The organism is Phyllobacterium chamaecytisi (assembly GCF_020164455.1).
Lineage (GTDB): Bacteria > Pseudomonadota > Alphaproteobacteria > Rhizobiales > Rhizobiaceae > Phyllobacterium > Phyllobacterium chamaecytisi.
In genome coordinates, this window is sequence record NZ_JAIQWW010000011.1 from 65,833 (window position 1) to 81,542 (window position 15,710).

The following is a 15,710-nucleotide window of genomic DNA, read 5'->3' on the forward strand; positions in this document are numbered from 1 at the left end:
CGGAGTGAAACTCTTGCTAGCACAGGGCGCCCATGGCAATCGCAATTGGATTATTGCCCCAATCGGCATTTTCAAGGAACAGTTATCGATCCGTGCCAACGTTGCACACGCATGAAGCGGGCATGAATTTGCTTCATGCTCTTGACAGGACAGTCGGTCGCATGTCGCATTCCCGAGGCATCATTCGGGCTTGTGATTTAGATTTTCTACGCTCGTACCACTTCGATGATGGTTCTGAGAACTTTATCTCTCGAAGCAGCTTCGATCCAGCGAAGCACGACAACAAGCTCGTGTTCCGGATCTGCCAACAGGAGATTTCCACCGAGGCCGGCCGCCCAGAAGGTCCCCTTTGAAAACGCTGAAAACGTCTCGTTCGTATTGAGCCACCACAGAAAGCCGTACTCAGGTTTTAGTGGCGACGGCCGCAAGCTGATATCGACCCAACGATCGGGCAGGATCCGTTCGCCGTTCCAAATGCCGCGCCGAAGGTAGAGCTGCCCGATCAAAGCAAGGTCAATCGCGCTCACCTGCATTCCGCCACCCCAATGCGAGCCGCCAGGAACAAATTGAATTTTGCGACCGTGCCAATCGATATCGCTCTCCTGGAACCCGTTCCACGTCCATGTCTGCGAGGCCCCAAGCGGTCGCATTAAATTGCGGTCGAGGACGACGGGCAGCGGTTCCTGGAAGAGGATCGTCAAGGCGGCGCAAAGCGCGTTAATGCGCACGTCGTTATATTCCCAGTACGAACCCGGCACTTGAATCTCTCTGAACGAGCCCTTTGGCAGGATCGCAACTGCTCCTCCCACGGCACGGTGCCAGTCGATTGAATCCGGCCGACCGAATAGCGTTCCTGTCCATTCGCTCGTCAGTTGGAGCAGCTGGTGCCACGTCACGCTTCCATTGTGGGGTCCGGAAAACCAATCAGCCTCCACCGAGGCCGAAACGGGAGCATCAAGATCAGAGATCAACCCGTCCCGATAAGCGATACCCGCGAGCGCATTCACGAAGATTTTCGTTAGGCTGAAGGCAACATCGGCCCTGTCCGGCGTGCCCCAGCTTGCCACAAGCTTGTCACGACGAATAATCACTCCAGTCGATGGGCCGCGGTCTTTCATCGGACCCATCAACGCAGCGAGCGGACCTTCACCACCGGCGAGGTTCGCTTCATACATAAGCTGACCAGTATCCGTCGGAATTTCCGTTCCGCATGCTGCGGCAAAGGACACAACCTTTGAAAGCGCGTCTGAATCGAAGAAGGATTGATCGGCATTCACATAGGCAGGGCGTAATTGTTGGGTCACATCGCCACCGTTTGCCTAGAAAGTCGCTACACATTCTCGAATGATACGGCCAAGCTCGTGCATGCGATCGCGATCAATCCGCACTGTTGGCCCCGACAAACTGATTGCGCCAATGACCACGCCGGCCTCATCCAGGATCGGTGCAGCGGCACAACGAACACCTTCATAAAGCCGCTCGTCGTCAATGGCGTAACCGCGTTCGATAATCTCGGCGAGCTCAGCTGCTGTAGGACGAAGACTTGGAGGAATGGGAAGTGCCTGAGCCTTGTCCCCCAAAAAAGCGAGGAAGACTTTACCCAGAGCCGTATTGTGAACTGGTGCGAGAGTTCCGGTGGGTCGATCGACCATCAAGGGTACATTTGGGACCTCCCGCTCGAGATACAAGACTCGGTCGTCGGCAAGAACCCCAAGATGGGCGGACTCACCAGTGAGCTCGACAAGCGTCTTCAGGACGGGCCGCGAGCGTTCCCGAATACCCGGCCTCGTGCCGGGCAGTCCTAGAGATTCCAGAAGCTTGGGCCCCGGAAAAAATCGTCTGCGCTCGTCCTGTCGCGCGTATCCCGAAACGACGAGCGTTTGTAGCATGCGTGATGCCAATCCCTTGTCGATGTCAAGGAGGGTGGCAACGTCCGTAGTCCTGACACCGTTCCGCTCCCTTAGACAGTCAAGCGCCCGTAGCCCCTTGGCCAGCGACTTCATTGGTCCGATGAGCGTATCCCGTCCGGGATTTCCGGTCGTTTCAACAAGTTCAAGCATCTTTTAACCGTCCATTCGTTGCATATATTGCAACATAAAAATTTGTTTCTTGCAATGGCTGAAATTTATCCAGGAGAGCAATGTTCGCTCAAAATGAATAAAATCAGTCATTTATACACAATTTCCCATAATGTTGGTATATTATTTCACCTCGAAGCAGGATTTTAGCATGGTATCGCTTCGATAAGAGTTGTTGCTTTGTTAGAAAAATCTGCAACAATTGGACTCAAGCAGGAGCATATATGCCTGTGATCAATATGGATGCAGAAACCGTGGAGGCGGTCGATGTGTCGCTGGCGTCTCCAGGGAGGAGAAGCAATGTCTGATAGCGCTGTTCGAGCGGCTGGCAACAGCCGTCCGGTAATCGCGTGCAACCTCGACGACGACCAGGTCGAGAGATTGCGTGCACATCCAAGCAATCCGATCGTTCTGGCTTATAGCGACAGTCGACCGGTCTGGGATGTGCCTTCCGAGGCCGATTTTCTGTTTACCTTTTTCAAGGGCTGGAGCGTAGCGCCGAAAGAACCTCCGGCAGGTTGGCCGCATCGGTTGAAGTGGGTCCAGATTGCCTCGGCCGGTATTGATGCCTTTCCGGCTTGGGTGTTCGACGCACCGCTAGTCACCACTGGGCGCGGGATATCAGCTGAAGCAATCGCCGAATATGCGATTGCCGCGATTTTCGCGCACGAAAAGAAGTTGTTCGAGGATTTGCTTGTTCATTCCCGCAGCGAATGGAACAAGCGGACCCTCGGTATGGTCTCTGGCAAGGGGCTGGGTATTCTTGGATTCGGTGCCATCGGTGCACGGGTTGCCGGCAAGGCGCTGGCGCTTGGCATGCATGTCAGCGCGGTGACGCGATCGTTCCAGCTCGCCAACGGAGAAGTGAAGCGATATGGTACCCTCGAAGAGATGATCGCTGATGTCGATCATCTGCTGCTTGCCGTGCCGCTTACTGAGGCGACCCGGCACATTGTCAAGCTCGACACTCTCCGCAAGGCAAAGCCAGGTCTTCACATTATCAATGTCTGCCGCGGCGACGTCATCGATGATAATGCGCTTCTCGATGCCCTTGACGAGGGTCGAATCGCTGCCGCGACACTTGATGTGACGACGCCGGAGCCACTTCCAGACGGCCACGCCTTCTATAAACATCCCTCCATTCGTCTGACCCCGCATATATCCTGGACCTCCGAGGATAATCCCGCCCGCATCGCTGCCAAGCTTCACACCAATCTCGATCGTTTCCTTTCAGGAGATGAGCTCGAAGATATCGTTGTCGCTGGACGAGGCTATTGAGGCAGCTGATGAGTAACGCTTCACAACCTTCTTCCGATAGAACCAATCGCCCGCTCGCTGCCTTCTGCATCGTCGTCGGGCTCGGCGCCTTGTGGGTTTCCAGAAACTACGATGCTGGAACCGTCATCAGCATGGGCCCCGGATTCTTTCCAAAGGCCGTTGCAGGATTGTTGATTTTCCTTGGGATCATTGTGTTTCTCGTCAACGGCCGCGACGTGGAGCCGTCGGAGGATCCAGAGCAACCGGGTATTGGCCTGCTTTCGCTCGGACGCATTCTCCTGTTCGTGGTTGGCTCGGTCGTCCTGTTCGGCATGACGTTGCATCCCTTGGGCCTTCCGGTGGCAACATTTCTGATGGTGGCGCTTGCAAGTGCCGCCCGAAGCGGCGCGCGACCAGTAACCGTGATCCTGACAGCACTGGTGCTCGCGGTTATTGCCACTCTTCTCTTTGCATTTGCTCTGCAGCTGCAGATACCGGTCTATCCGGAGCTACTCAAATGATCGGTCACATGGACATCCTAAATGGCATTGTGCTCGGGCTGCAGGTTGCGTCCGATCCGACCAATATCCTCTTTTGCCTGGTTGGCTGCCTCGTTGGGACATTGGTCGGCGTTCTCCCGGGTCTTGGCCCGACAGCGACGATTGCGATCCTGCTCCCGCTGACTTTCGGGCTTCCCCCGGTAACCGGCCTGATCACGCTAGCGGGCATTTATTATGGGGCACAGTATGGCGGATCGACAACTTCGATCCTGTTGCGCCTGCCCGGAGAGGCTTCGTCAGTCGTTACCGTGATCGACGGTCATGCTATGACCCGAAACGGGCGTGGTGGAGCAGCTTTGACCATTGCGGCACTGGCTTCGTTTCTCGCCGGCACCATCGGCACCTTCTTCATGGCCGCTTTCGCTCCGGTTCTCGCGGTGGCGGTCCTCAAATTTGGCGCTCCGGAATACTTCATGCTGATGTTCCTTGGACTGATCACATCGGTCGTCCTGGCACAAGGATCTGTGTTGCGTGCGCTGGCGATGATCATGCTCGGACTGCTGCTTGGCCTTGCCGGCACTGACGTGAACTCAGGCCAGTACCGCTTTGATTTTGGTTTCTACGAATTGCTGAACGGCGTGCCGTTCGTTCCGGTTGTCGTCGGCCTTTTTGGGATCGCCGACATTCTTGTTGCCCTCGAACGGGCAGTAAAGGACGAAGCGCCTCCTGTCGTCCACCGGATCAGCAGCCTGTGGCCCACCAAGGAGGAAGCGCGCCGAGCAACACCTGCGGCTTTTCGCGGAACGGTGATCGGCCTGGTGCTCGGACTACTGCCCGGTGGCGGCGCTCTTTTGAGTTCGTTCATGGCCTATACCGTAGAGAAGCGCTTCTCGAAGACGCCAGAAAAATTTGGAACCGGCATGGTAGAGGGTGTCGCAGCGCCGGAAGCAGCCAACAATTCTGGTGCCCAGACCGCGTTTCTCCCGCTGCTGACATTGGGCATTCCGTCGAATGCGATCATGGCGCTCATGGTCGGAGCGATGATGGTTCACGGCATCGTGCCTGGACCACGCATCATGACCAATCAGCCTGATCTCTTCTGGGGCCTTATCGCCAGCATGTGGATCGGCAATCTGATGCTGCTCGTCATCAACCTGCCTCTCGTCGGGATATGGGTACAGCTCTTGAAGATCCGCTACCAGTTCCTCTTCCCGACCATTCTCGTCGTCAGCATCATCGGTATCTATGGCGTTGAGTTCACCACCTTCGACGTTTACCTGACGGCTATCTTCGGATTGCTGGGTTACTTCCTTCACAAATGCCGATGCGAACCGGCGCCGCTGATTCTCGCCTTCGTGCTTGGACCAATGATGGAGGAGTATTTCCGACGCTCCATGCTTGTGGCGCGCGGGGATATGTCGATCTTCATCACGCATCCGATCAGTCTCGCCATGCTCGTCGTGACCATCGGGCTGCTTCTCAGCCTTCTTTTCCCGTTTATTCAATCGTTCCGGCAGAAAGCATTTGCCGAGTAACGCTACCGGAGGACTTCGCATGACGTTCCAGATTACCAGACGATTCTTTCTTGTGGCGGGCACCGCGGCTGCGGGTATGGCAATGCTTGACCGTCAGGCATTTGCCGATAAATATCCATCGAAGCAGATCGACTACATCATCCCCTACAACGCTGGCGGAATGAGCGACAACATCTCGCGTCTCATCGGTGAGAAGATCACGGCCGCGACCGGTCAAGCTGTCATCAATGACTATAAACCAGGTGCAGGCGGAGCGATCGGAGCAAATTATTACATCCGAACGCCGGCGGATGGCTATACGCTGCTGCAGTCGACCAACAGCTTTTACGCGATCATCCCGTTTGTAACAAAGGTCGAATATGACCCCGCCAAGGACCTGACGCCGCTCGTTCTGATCGGCGATGCTCCGATGGTCATCGCGGTCAATCCGTCTGTGCCGGCAAATACCCTTCCGGAGCTGATTGCATACGCAAAGGCAAATCCGGGTGCCGTCTCGTTCGGCACGGCCGGGAAGGGAACTGTAGGACATTTGAGCGGCGAATGGCTGCAAAAGCGCGCCGGGATCGAGCTTCTTCATATTCCTTATAACGGCACGCCTGCTGCCTTGCAGGCTGCTCTCTCGAACGAAGCCCAGATTGTCTTCGGGCCTGAGAGCGCCGAACATATTGCCGCCGGAACGTTGAAAGGCATCGCAGTGTTGGGTGACAAGCGCTGGGCGAAACTGCCGGACCTTCCGACGACCGCAGAAGCCGGGATTGACGGTTGGGCGCCCCGCAGTTGGCACACCGTCTCCATCCAAGGCTCGGCGCCAGATGACATCAAGCAGCAACTCAACAAGCTGATCAACGGTATCCTTCAGCAGCCGGAGGTCCACGACAGGATCGTCGGGTTCGGGCTGATCCCCGGCATTGAGACGCTTGACGAAGTTCGTAAACGCGCGTCCGACGACAATCAGCAATTTGGTCAATTGATCAAGGATGCCGGCCTGGCTGTCGGCCAGTAGACGCCCGTATACAGGGATGACCTCGTGACAAACAGAATTGAAACGGCGCGACGGGAGGGGAGATTTCCCATCTCGCTCGCCCATTTGAGCATGATCGATGTCGATCACCTGACGCTCGTCAAAGCAGCCGAGGCCGGCGGCTTCGACGGCGTGGGACTGCGTATCGTCGCGCCACCCCATACGCCGTTGGTTCGTGAGATCCTTGGTGATAGCCAGGCGACAGCTGAGGTAAAGGCGGCGCTTCGCGACACCGGAATTGCTGTCAGCGATGTCGAGACTTTTGCGTTGCGGCCTGACACGAATATTGCCGATTACCGGGCCGGGCTTGAACTTGCCGCCGATCTCGGTGCTGCGCATATCATGACCTCGGGCGTCGATCCTGATCCTCAACGGACCTACGAGAATTTTCTCGAACTCTGTGATCTTGCCGGCGAATTCGACCTTTCCGTTGCTATCGAGTTTATCGCGTTTCGAGAATTGCGGACGCTGACTGAGGCTGCGGCGCTTATCGCGCGCAGTGATAAAGACAATGCCGGGATCGTTATCGACGCCTTGCACCTCAGCCGATCGGGTGGGAATCCCAGCGAGGTTGCGGCCCTGCCGGCCAGTCGAATTTCATTCGTCCAGCTTTGCGACGCTGGCGAACACGTTCCGGCCTTCGACGCCCTCGCCTATGAAGCGCGAAACGATCGCCTGCTGCCCGGCGACGGCAGCCTCTGGCTCGGCGATCTGATCAAGGCTCTTCCTGAGGGGCGCGTTCTCGGAATTGAAGCGCCAACGAGAGCACTCGCTCATCTCGATCCCGTGGAACGTGGTCGCCGCATCGGCGCGCGGTCGCGGCAATTTCTGAAATCCGTCACTGCGATCTAATTCGAGGCACACATAATGAACAGTATCGATCTTCAGGGACGGGTTGCCGTCATCACCGGCGGCGCCAGCGGGATTGGACTTGAGACAGCCTTGCGGTTTCTCAGTTCCGGAGCTCGTGTTGCGCTTTGGGATCTGAATGAAGACCAGGGGCGAAAGCTCATCGGGCAAAATTCCGGCCTGTCTTTTTATCGTGTCGACGTCAACGACGATCAGTCGGTTGATGCGGCGGCTGCCGCGACCGCGAATGATTTCGGACGCATCGACATCCTGGTGAATTCAGCAGGCGTCGGCAACATCAGGCACACTGTCGCGGGATATCCCGTCGATGGATGGCGGCGGATCATCGATATCAACCTCACCGGAACGTTTCTGTGCTGCCGCGCTGTCGTGCCTTACATGCTGCAGACGAATTATGGACGTATCATCAATATTTCATCTGTCGCCGGCAAGGAGGGGCCGCAATTCGCTTCTGCCTACGCGGCATCAAAGGCAGGCGTGATCGGCCTGACCAAATCGTTGGCCAAGGAACTGCTCGACACCGACATCCGCGTCAACACGATTACACCGGCAGCAGTTGAGACCGCGCTCTTCCACGAGATGAGCGAGGAGTCGCAGAAGGCATCAAAGGGGCGCATTCCGCTGGGGCGCCTCGGACAACCTGCCGAAGTCGCTGCGATGATCGCATGGCTCGCTTCCGAGGAATGTTCGTTCTCCACCGGCGCGGTTTTCGATCTATCCGGCGGTAAAGCCACCTACTGATTTCCATCTGAGAGGAACATCTATGACCAAGACAATCGACTACTTCTTCAGCCTCGGCTCACCATGGTCTTTCATTGGACTTGACCCCTTTGTCGAGCTAGCGAAGAGGCACCAGCTGACGATACGGCCGTTTCCAACAACGTTGATCGAAGAAAATGGCGGCATCTATTCGAAGAACCGTCCGGAGCCGCGTCGCGCATACTGGACGAAGGATTTGAAACGCTGGAGCAAGTTGAGGGGCAAGACGCTTCTCCTTGAAAACCGGCCTTCACTCTTGGACCCCACACCGTCGTCCTTCATGGTGATAGCCGCCGGCATTGACGGACAGGACTGGATTGGCCTTACGCGCGCTTTGCAGGAAGCCTTCTGGCTGCGCGCGGAGAACATCGGCGATCCGGAGGTCCGCAAGACGATCGCCGACAAGGCGGGCTATGATGGCGCCGCGCTCCTGGCACGCGAATTGGCAACGGATGTCCAGGCGCGCTGGAAGGACAACCACGAGGCCGCGCGCGTTGGCGGCATTTTTGGTTTTCCGACCTATCGATATGATGGCGAGGTTTATTGGGGTCAGGACAACCTGCCATTCCTCGATCAGCACCTCAATGGCGAACGCGTGGCATAGCAGAGTGGAGTCTGCCTGGCGATACAGCAGTCGTAGAAGGCCCGGCGGAACAGAGAGTAAATGTACATGACGAATAAGCTGGAGTTGCTGGCGAATCTTGAAGCGCAGTTTGAGGATCGTTTCTCTCGTTCGTTGGCCTTGCGCGAACAGCACGGGCGCGGGGAATCCTATCATTCCGTCAAGTCACCTGACGCCGTCGTGTTTGTCGAAACAACTGAGGAAGTCGCTGACATCGTCCGCCAATGCGCTGATGCCAGGATGCCCGTCATCGCTTATGGTGCGGGCACCTCTCTCGAAGGGCATCTGTCCGCCGTCGAGGGCGGCATCTCCGTGGACCTTTCGCGTATGAATGCTGTTCTTCGCGTCAGCCCGGAAGATCTGGACTGCACCGTACAGGCGGGTGTAACGCGCGAAGAACTGAACAGCTATCTTCGGGATCTGGGGTTGTTCTTCCCGATCGATCCTGGTGCCAACGCATCGATTGGAGGCATGGCCGCAACGCGGGCATCCGGGACCAATGCAGTGCGCTATGGAACCATGCGTGAAAATGTCCTGTCACTAACGGTCGTTCTGCCGGACGGTCGCATCATTCGTACAGCGGGCAGGGCACGGAAGTCTTCGGCTGGGTACGACTTGACCCGGCTGTTCGTCGGTTCTGAAGGCACGCTTGGCATTATTACCGAGGTGACATTGCGACTACATGGGATACCTGAAACCATGTCAGCGGCATTGTGTTCCTTTCCCGACATCGCAAGCGCGGTGAACACCGCGATCGTCATCGTTCAGATGGGAATTCCGGTTGCCCGCATGGAATTGATGGACCGCGGTTTGATTGAAGCTGTCAACGCGTATTCGGCACTCGAGCTCCCGCTTAGGGACACGCTTGCGTTCGAGTTTCATGGTTCACCAGCATCTGTCGAAGAGCAGGTTGCGCTCGTGCGGGAAATTGCGACCGAGAACGGCGCGGACAATTTCGAAGCGGCGACGTCGCTCGAAGAACGTAACCGCTTGTGGAAGGCGCGGCATAACGCCCTCTATGCTGTCGTGTCGCAGCGCCCTGGAGCAAAAGGTTGGTCATCCGATGTCTGCGTACCGGTTTCGGAACTGGGAAACTGCATTCTTCACGCCCGCGAGCTTTTGGCTGGTTGCAACGTTCCGGCGGCCATACTCGGCCACGTTGGGGACGGTAACTATCATGTCGTTTTTGCTGTCGATCCCGACAACGAACAAGAGATCGAGGAAGTTGCCCACATCAACAAGCTCATGGTCAAGAAAGCAATTTCCGTCAATGGAACCTGCACAGGCGAACACGGGATCGGCACTGGTAAGATAGCTTATCTCCGCGAAGAGCACGGGGCCGCAGTTGATGTAATGGCACTTCTAAAAGATGCGCTTGATCCACACGGAGTTATGAACCCAGGAAAGATTTTTCTGCGCTAACAATCGGGGTGCAACGACGTACGGGTAGAAAGATTGGGATGGAGGATACGCTGAAGTCTTCGATCTACATCTCCGGTGCATCATGTTCCGGAGTGACAACGCTCGGTCGCGGCCTCGCGTCTGCATTAGGTTTGCGTCATGTTGACTGCGACGACTTCTATTGGTTCCCGACCAATCCACCGTTCACGACGAAGCGTCCGCCTGCCGATCGAGTCCGCCTGATCCGCGAGGCGTTGGGAGAGGAGGGATGGGTACTGTCCGGATCGTTTGACGGCTGGGGAGACTCCCTCATCGAACGCGTCGATCTGATCGTATTCGTCTACACCCCTACACCAATCCGGATGGAACGGCTCCTGGCGCGGGAACGGGAACGCTACGGCAACCGGATATTGCCTTCGGGCGACATGTACGAAATCCATACCAATTTCGCGGCTTGGGCCGCTCAGTACGACAAACCGGGTTTTCCCGGACGAAACCTGGCCCGCCATGAGGATTGGCTGGAGAAGCAAATCGCCCCCGTACTGCGACTTGATGGCACCCAAGATCCGCGGTCTCTGGTCTCACGGGTTCTCACTAATCTACCGGCAATCGGTTGAGCTGCTGACCTGCGAACAAAGCGCGCCAAACGAGCGCAAGGAAGAAGAAGCGATCCTTGAATTGTATAGGAATGCGCTTGGCATGGTTTGATTACTGATTTGATAGGGCTCTCTTCTCAAATCTTGGGTCATGGACCAGGTTTGAGGATTTCGCTCTGAAAATTTTGGACGTCGTCCCGTCTTCGCGGGGCGAGTACTGCTTTAAAGCGCCAGAAAAGGCGAAGTGCGGTCGAAGACCTCGGGCTGCAATTTTCCGGTCTTCATCAGATGTTGCGCCGTGTACGATATAGACAGGGCGTCGTCCAACGCATCATGTCCCTTCAACGGTGGATGTTCGACGCGATAGTAGTCCGCCAATTTGTTGCTGGGTGTCTTCGCTAGATCCTCGATAGGCATTCCCGCCGCGAGTAGAAGCTTGACTGCGTTATCGAACCGATGAGCCGGGATGGAAGGCTGAATCCCTGCGATATAGCAGCTGATGGCAACCATATTCAGCTCATCCTTACCCCACGACCAGAACCGAGCACCATCCGAGAAGCTGTCAAGGCTAGAAAGGGCCTCCTGCAAGGTCAGGCCCTTGGTGGCGATGTTTTCTTCAGTGATGCCGGTGAGATTGGTGAAATAGGGATCGAGCGGATATTTTTCGCCAAACCGATCAATCGGCCGAACATAAGCCTTGTATCTATCCAGGAGAGGAAACGCGCCCTCGAGGCCCAGTCTAACGGCTCCGATTTGGGCAATAACCGGATCGGGATCAGCCGCTGCGCACCAAAATCGACGTTGTGACCCCTCGATGCAAAGGAACTCGCAGTCAAATATAATAGCCGTTTTCATAGTCGACCTCCCGCAACAGCATACGATACGAATGTCGTTGGCAGCCCGGCTCAGATGCACTGCGATTGCCAGTCAAGCGCAAGCCGTCCGTTAAAAACTAGTGCGGTCGGCAACATAAAGATATTTCAATTGATCCGCTGGCCTTTATCGGTCTCGAAGAGGTGAGTGTTGGCAATATCACCCTTTACCGAGAGCCGCTCGCCGACCCGGATTTCAGCTGATCTTGGGAACTCGATGGTAACAAGTTTTTCGGTGCCGGCATCGAGATAACCGAAGGTCTGACTGCCAAGCCGTTCGACCACCGCCAGTTCGCCGCTGAACCACCCCTGGGTGGCGTCGCAGACGGTCAGGTCTTCCGGACGGATGCCCAAGGTAACCGCCTTTGCTGCCACGTCTGGGCCGTCCCCAGCACTTATAGCGACGTTGCCTGCCGGCAATTGCAGAACGAAATTGTTCCGGGTGGATTCAACGACATTCACCTGCAAGGTATTCATGGTCGGACTGCCGATGAAGCGTGCCACGAAAAGACTTGCCGGCTTGCGGTAAAGGTCAAGCGGATGCCCGATCTGTTCGACGTTGCCAGCGTTCATAACGACGATCCGATCAGCGAGCGTCATAGCCTCCACTTGATCATGCGTGACGTAGACGGTCGTCGCCTGCATGCGGCGATGCAGTTTGGCAATTTCAAGCCGCATCTCGACGCGAAGTGCGGCATCGAGATTCGACAGCGGTTCGTCGAACAGGAATGCCTTCGGTCGGCGAACGATGGCGCGGCCCATCGCAACCCGCTGGCGCTGGCCGCCCGAAAGTTGTGCCGGCCGACGCTCAAGATAATCCTGAAGCTTGAGGATATCGGCTGCGCCTGTCACGCGCGCGTCAATTTCATTGGTGGTCTCGCCGCGCATTTTCAGGCCAAACGCCATGTTTTCTTCAACGCTCATATGGGGGTAGAGCGCATAATCCTGAAAGACCATGGCAATGTCGCGGTCGGAGGGCGGCAGCGCATTGACGACCTTGTCACCAATCCTGAGTTCACCTGCGCTGATTTCCTCCAGCCCGGCGATCATTCGGAGCAGGGTGGATTTCCCGCAACCGGACGGACCAACAAGAACGAGAAACTCGCCGCTCGCGACATCGATATTTACCCCGTGGATCACGGGAACTGTCCCGTAAAGCTTTCTGATCTGCTTCAGACTGATCGCTGTCATTCGATTGTTCCTCCGCCCGATACGTTATTGACTTTCATTATCGATATCAATATCAATAATGATAATTAGCGTCATCTGCAATCAAGAGGAGAGCTTGCAGTGCCCGACGACTCCATCACCCGCAGATCAAATCGCCCATCCTATAGTCCGCTTCCAGCAAAGGCGGCCGTGGCGTTCGATCAATTGAAGCGGGATATCATGCTGGGAGAGTTGCGCGCCGGCGAGCCGTTGACGGAGCTTGATCTGGCGGCGCGGTTCCAGTGCAGTCAGGGTACCATTCGCGAGGCTTTGCTGCAGTTGCAGGAAGAAGGGTTGGTGCGACGCCAGGGGCACCGGGGCACCCAGGTATCTGCCTGCACGGTCGATGAAGCCGTTGAAATGTTCCGCGTGCGCCAGCAGATCGAATGCAATGGCATCGTTCGCACGCTGCGCCACAAGAGCCGGACTCTCGTTTCCGATCTTCAGGAACTTGCCGACGATATGGCAGAGTCTGCAAACAGCGGCGACGAGCTCCAGCTCGCGGCGCTCGATCGGGATTTCCATCGTCGGATTTTTCGCGATGCCGACCTGCCGGCGCTCGATCCGATCTTGCACCGGTGTCTCGTTCACAACCATCGCTTCAAGATATCGAGAAGTATTGGAACGCGCGATCTGATGGCGACAGCACTACGGCACCGCGTCATAATTGAAGCTATAGAGCAGAGCGATGTGGCCGCTGCAACGCAAGCCTTGCATCACCATATCGCGACGATTGTCGACTTCGGGCCAACTGTGTTTCCGGACGCTGATCAATGAACGGCGCTGGTTTTTCCAATGAACTTTCAGCGGAGATGCGCGCTTTGTTGCTGCGCGTCGAAGAGGAGTTGGGCCCCCTACCTGATCCCACATTGCTGCCGCCGGAAGAGGGCAGGGCGCAATCCGAACGCTCAAACCAGCGGAACAATGTAAACCTGCCGCCGCTTGCTCGGACGCGAGACATCGTTGTTGCCGCCAACACAGAACTTGGTTCTCAAGATTGCCGCATGCGCGTGCTTGTGCCGCATGATGCGGGCGCCGGCGCTGTCCTGTTCGTTCATGGCGGAGGGTTCGCGTTCTGCAGTCCTGAAACGCATGAGCGTTGCGCCCGGGTTCTCGCCAACGAGATAAGATTGCCCGTGCTCGTTCCCGATTACCGGCTTGCCCCGGAACATCCATTTCCAGCGGGTCTGCACGACGTTGTCGCCTGCTTGCGGGCCGCATTCGCGGCGACTGCAGAAGCAGGCGTATCTGCGGGACCGCTTATCATCGCAGGAGATTCGGCGGGGGCCAATCTCGCGCTTGCGGCCGTCATGCATGACGAGAGAGCTGGACGTTCACTGCCGTCAGGCATGCTTCTGTTCTACGGCGCGTTTGGTGCCGACTTCACCACGGAGTCGTATGGCCAGTTTGCCGAAGGCCCCGGTCTGACGCGTGGCAAGATGCAACGATACTGGAACTGGTATTGCGCGGATGAGGATGCCCGCCGCAATCCGCTGGTGGCGCCGTTACACGCCGATGACGATGTGTTGCGCGCATTGCCACCGCTCTATCTCCTGGCCGCTGGCATCGATCCTCTCTTGTCCGACACGCTTCTCTTCGCTGATCGGCTGAAGGCCGTCGGCCGCAACGATCCCCGCACTGTTGTGCCGGGGGTAACGCATGGATTTCTGCAAAACACGAATGAACTGGCTGCTGCGCGGGAGGCGCTTGTGGCGGCCGGGGAGGCTGCTCGAGGAATGATCCGCGGCAGTTGATGACCCATAACAAAGGTGGAGGAAACAATGAGCATTCTCAAGAAACTGGGTATCAGTTGCGCATTCATGGCCGGCCTGGCGGTGAGCGCCGCCAATGCGGCCGAAACGGTGCGGTTCTGGTATCATTTCGACAATCCGGAAAATCCGATGTCGGATCTCGTGGCGAAGTTCGAGGCGAAAAATCCCGATATCAAAATTGAAGCGGAAAATGTTCCGTGGAACAGTTACTACGACAATCTGTATACCTCTCTGGTTGGCGGCAATGCGCCGGACGCCGGGATGGTCAAGCTTTTTGCGCAGCCGCGACTGGCGGAAATGGGTGCGCTGGAGCCGATTGGCGACCGCATCAACGCCTGGCCGGCCAAAGCGGATCTTCTCGATAATCTGCTGGAATTGAACAAGGGGCCGGATGGGCAGCAATATTACCTGCCGATCCAGTACGTCGTGCTGTACCTCTATTACCGCGCCGATCTCTTCAAGGAGGCGGGCCTCAATCCACCGGTGACATGCGAAGACTTCCGCACGGCAGCGCAGAAATTGACCAAAGCGCCCGACACCTATGGTTTTGGCCTGCGCGGCGGCAAGGGCGGCTGGGACCAGTGGGGGACATTCGTCTTCTCGCAAGGCGCGGAACTCAAGCCGGGCGGCCTGACCAACCCTGAAGCTGTCGCGGCTAATCAGTGGGTGATCGATCTGTTCCAAAAAGACAAGGTTATCCCGCCATCGGCTCCGAATGACGGCTTCCAGGAAATTGTCGCAGCATTCAAGGCTGGCAAGACGGCCATGACCATTCATCATATTGGCTCATCCAATGATTTGGTCAAAGCGTTGGGGGATAAGGTCTCCGCCGTTCCAGCCCCCAAATGCGGCGGCAAGCAATGGACCTCCTATGGCGATGAATCCCTGGCGATTTTCTCGTCGTCACAGGTGAAGGATGCTGCCTGGAAGTGGATATCCTTTCTCGCCGAGGGTGAAAACAACGTAGCCTTCAACAAGGCGACGGGCCAGATGACTGTAACCAAGAGCGGTTCCGAGCATTGGACCCTGCATGAACGCCGTTTCGTTGACGCCACGGTCCAGTCTCTGCCGTTTGCTCACGTGCTGCCGCAAAGCACCGCGACAGCGGAGTTCGTCAATACCGCGTGGCAAACGTCGATGCAGCAAGCGCTCACCGGCCAGATCACCTCGCAACAGATGATGCAACAGCTTGAAAGCCTCTTCGCGCAGTAGCGCGGA

16 protein-coding genes are annotated in these 15,710 nt (G+C 56.8%); 12 read left to right on the forward strand and 4 right to left on the reverse strand.

All coding sequences use genetic code 11. The features are described from left to right. Nucleotides 1-206 precede the first annotated feature (206 nt). Nucleotides 207-1,304: a serine hydrolase domain-containing protein gene (locus LB462_RS17455; protein ID WP_224510664.1), complete on the reverse strand. Its 1,098-nt coding sequence runs from the start codon at nucleotides 1,302-1,304 to the stop codon at nucleotides 207-209. A 15-nt stretch (nucleotides 1,305-1,319) separates the two neighbouring features. Further along, nucleotides 1,320-2,060: an IclR family transcriptional regulator gene (locus LB462_RS17460; RefSeq protein ID WP_224510667.1), complete on the reverse strand. Its 741-nt coding sequence runs from the start codon at nucleotides 2,058-2,060 to the stop codon at nucleotides 1,320-1,322. Nucleotides 2,061-2,378: 318 nt separating this feature from the next. Between LB462_RS17460 and LB462_RS17465 the strand changes: the two genes are divergently transcribed. The 9 genes from LB462_RS17465 to LB462_RS17505 all read left to right on the forward strand — a co-directional run bounded on the left by LB462_RS17465 (nucleotide 2,379) and on the right by LB462_RS17505 (nucleotide 10,660). Next, a complete protein-coding gene (locus tag LB462_RS17465; protein ID WP_224510668.1) occupies nucleotides 2,379-3,356 on the forward strand; it encodes an NAD(P)-dependent oxidoreductase in 978 nt (325 codons plus the stop codon). A gap of 8 nt (nucleotides 3,357-3,364) precedes the next feature. After that, nucleotides 3,365-3,856, forward strand: coding sequence for a tripartite tricarboxylate transporter TctB family protein (locus tag LB462_RS17470; RefSeq protein ID WP_224510671.1), 492 nt, complete (start codon nucleotides 3,365-3,367; stop codon nucleotides 3,854-3,856). Further along, complete coding sequence (locus LB462_RS17475) at nucleotides 3,853-5,370, forward strand: tripartite tricarboxylate transporter permease (protein ID WP_224510672.1); 1,518 nt, start codon at nucleotides 3,853-3,855, stop codon at nucleotides 5,368-5,370. The genes LB462_RS17470 and LB462_RS17475 overlap by 4 nt, the downstream gene beginning before the upstream one ends. A 19-nt stretch (nucleotides 5,371-5,389) precedes the next feature. Next, nucleotides 5,390-6,373: a Bug family tripartite tricarboxylate transporter substrate binding protein gene (locus LB462_RS17480; protein ID WP_224510674.1), complete on the forward strand. Its 984-nt coding sequence runs from the start codon at nucleotides 5,390-5,392 to the stop codon at nucleotides 6,371-6,373. A gap of 24 nt (nucleotides 6,374-6,397) precedes the next feature. Beyond that, nucleotides 6,398-7,243 carry a sugar phosphate isomerase/epimerase family protein gene (locus LB462_RS17485; RefSeq protein ID WP_224510675.1) on the forward strand — a complete coding sequence of 282 codons (846 nt, stop codon included), beginning with the start codon at nucleotides 6,398-6,400 and terminating at the stop codon, nucleotides 7,241-7,243. 15 nt (nucleotides 7,244-7,258) lie between these two features. After that, nucleotides 7,259-8,002, forward strand: a complete 744-nt coding sequence (locus LB462_RS17490; protein WP_224510677.1) for an SDR family NAD(P)-dependent oxidoreductase — start codon at nucleotides 7,259-7,261, stop codon at nucleotides 8,000-8,002. A gap of 22 nt (nucleotides 8,003-8,024) precedes the next feature. Next, the gene (locus LB462_RS17495) at nucleotides 8,025-8,624 is read left to right on the forward strand and encodes a 2-hydroxychromene-2-carboxylate isomerase (RefSeq protein WP_224510679.1); all 600 of its coding nucleotides are present in this window, start codon (nucleotides 8,025-8,027) and stop codon (nucleotides 8,622-8,624) included. 66 nt (nucleotides 8,625-8,690) lie between these two features. Next, nucleotides 8,691-10,064, forward strand: a complete 1,374-nt coding sequence (locus LB462_RS17500) for an FAD-binding oxidoreductase (RefSeq protein WP_224510680.1) — start codon at nucleotides 8,691-8,693, stop codon at nucleotides 10,062-10,064. Between the two features lie 38 nt (nucleotides 10,065-10,102). After that, on the forward strand, nucleotides 10,103-10,660 hold the full coding sequence (locus LB462_RS17505; RefSeq protein ID WP_224510682.1) for an ATP-binding protein: 558 nt from the start codon (nucleotides 10,103-10,105) through the stop codon (nucleotides 10,658-10,660). 201 nt (nucleotides 10,661-10,861) lie between these two features. On the opposite strand, the gene LB462_RS17510 is transcribed toward LB462_RS17505, so the two are convergent. Together LB462_RS17510 and LB462_RS17515 are read right to left on the reverse strand one after the other, a co-directional pair. After that, nucleotides 10,862-11,494 (reverse strand): 3'-5' exonuclease, encoded by a 633-nt coding sequence (locus tag LB462_RS17510; RefSeq protein WP_224510684.1) that lies wholly within the window; start codon nucleotides 11,492-11,494, stop codon nucleotides 10,862-10,864. A gap of 125 nt (nucleotides 11,495-11,619) precedes the next feature. Then, nucleotides 11,620-12,702: an ABC transporter ATP-binding protein gene (locus LB462_RS17515; RefSeq protein WP_224510686.1), complete on the reverse strand. Its 1,083-nt coding sequence runs from the start codon at nucleotides 12,700-12,702 to the stop codon at nucleotides 11,620-11,622. A 99-nt stretch (nucleotides 12,703-12,801) separates the two neighbouring features. Between LB462_RS17515 and LB462_RS17520 the strand changes: the two genes are divergently transcribed. Genes LB462_RS17520 through LB462_RS17530 form a run of 3 tightly spaced genes read left to right on the forward strand, consistent with a single transcriptional unit; the run spans nucleotide 12,802 to nucleotide 15,704 of the window. Next, on the forward strand, nucleotides 12,802-13,497 hold the full coding sequence (locus LB462_RS17520) for a GntR family transcriptional regulator (RefSeq protein WP_224510688.1): 696 nt from the start codon (nucleotides 12,802-12,804) through the stop codon (nucleotides 13,495-13,497). Continuing rightward, the gene (locus tag LB462_RS17525; RefSeq protein WP_224510691.1) at nucleotides 13,494-14,474 is read left to right on the forward strand and encodes an alpha/beta hydrolase; all 981 of its coding nucleotides are present in this window, start codon (nucleotides 13,494-13,496) and stop codon (nucleotides 14,472-14,474) included. The genes LB462_RS17520 and LB462_RS17525 overlap by 4 nt, the downstream gene beginning before the upstream one ends. Nucleotides 14,475-14,501: 27 nt before the next feature. Then, entirely contained in the window at nucleotides 14,502-15,704 is a 1,203-nt protein-coding gene (locus LB462_RS17530; protein ID WP_224510693.1) for an ABC transporter substrate-binding protein, read from the forward strand. Nucleotides 15,705-15,710 lie beyond the last annotated feature (6 nt).

Excerpts from the sequence above, each read along its gene's own strand:
- LB462_RS17460 (WP_224510667.1), bottom strand. The coding sequence starts at position 2,060 with ATGCTTGAACTTGTTGAAACGACCGGAAATCCCGGACGGGATACGCTC.
- LB462_RS17465 (WP_224510668.1), top strand. The coding sequence starts at position 2,379 with ATGTCTGATAGCGCTGTTCGAGCGGCTGGCAACAGCCGTCCGGTAATC.
- LB462_RS17470 (WP_224510671.1), top strand. The coding sequence starts at position 3,365 with ATGAGTAACGCTTCACAACCTTCTTCCGATAGAACCAATCGCCCGCTC.
- LB462_RS17475 (WP_224510672.1), top strand. The coding sequence starts at position 3,853 with ATGATCGGTCACATGGACATCCTAAATGGCATTGTGCTCGGGCTGCAG.
- LB462_RS17480 (WP_224510674.1), top strand. The coding sequence starts at position 5,390 with ATGACGTTCCAGATTACCAGACGATTCTTTCTTGTGGCGGGCACCGCG.
- LB462_RS17490 (WP_224510677.1), top strand. The coding sequence starts at position 7,259 with ATGAACAGTATCGATCTTCAGGGACGGGTTGCCGTCATCACCGGCGGC.
- LB462_RS17495 (WP_224510679.1), top strand. The coding sequence starts at position 8,025 with ATGACCAAGACAATCGACTACTTCTTCAGCCTCGGCTCACCATGGTCT.
- LB462_RS17500 (WP_224510680.1), top strand. The coding sequence starts at position 8,691 with ATGACGAATAAGCTGGAGTTGCTGGCGAATCTTGAAGCGCAGTTTGAG.
- LB462_RS17505 (WP_224510682.1), top strand. The coding sequence starts at position 10,103 with ATGGAGGATACGCTGAAGTCTTCGATCTACATCTCCGGTGCATCATGT.
- LB462_RS17510 (WP_224510684.1), bottom strand. The coding sequence starts at position 11,494 with ATGAAAACGGCTATTATATTTGACTGCGAGTTCCTTTGCATCGAGGGG.
- LB462_RS17515 (WP_224510686.1), bottom strand. The coding sequence starts at position 12,702 with ATGACAGCGATCAGTCTGAAGCAGATCAGAAAGCTTTACGGGACAGTT.
- LB462_RS17525 (WP_224510691.1), top strand. The coding sequence starts at position 13,494 with ATGAACGGCGCTGGTTTTTCCAATGAACTTTCAGCGGAGATGCGCGCT.
- LB462_RS17530 (WP_224510693.1), top strand. The coding sequence starts at position 14,502 with ATGAGCATTCTCAAGAAACTGGGTATCAGTTGCGCATTCATGGCCGGC.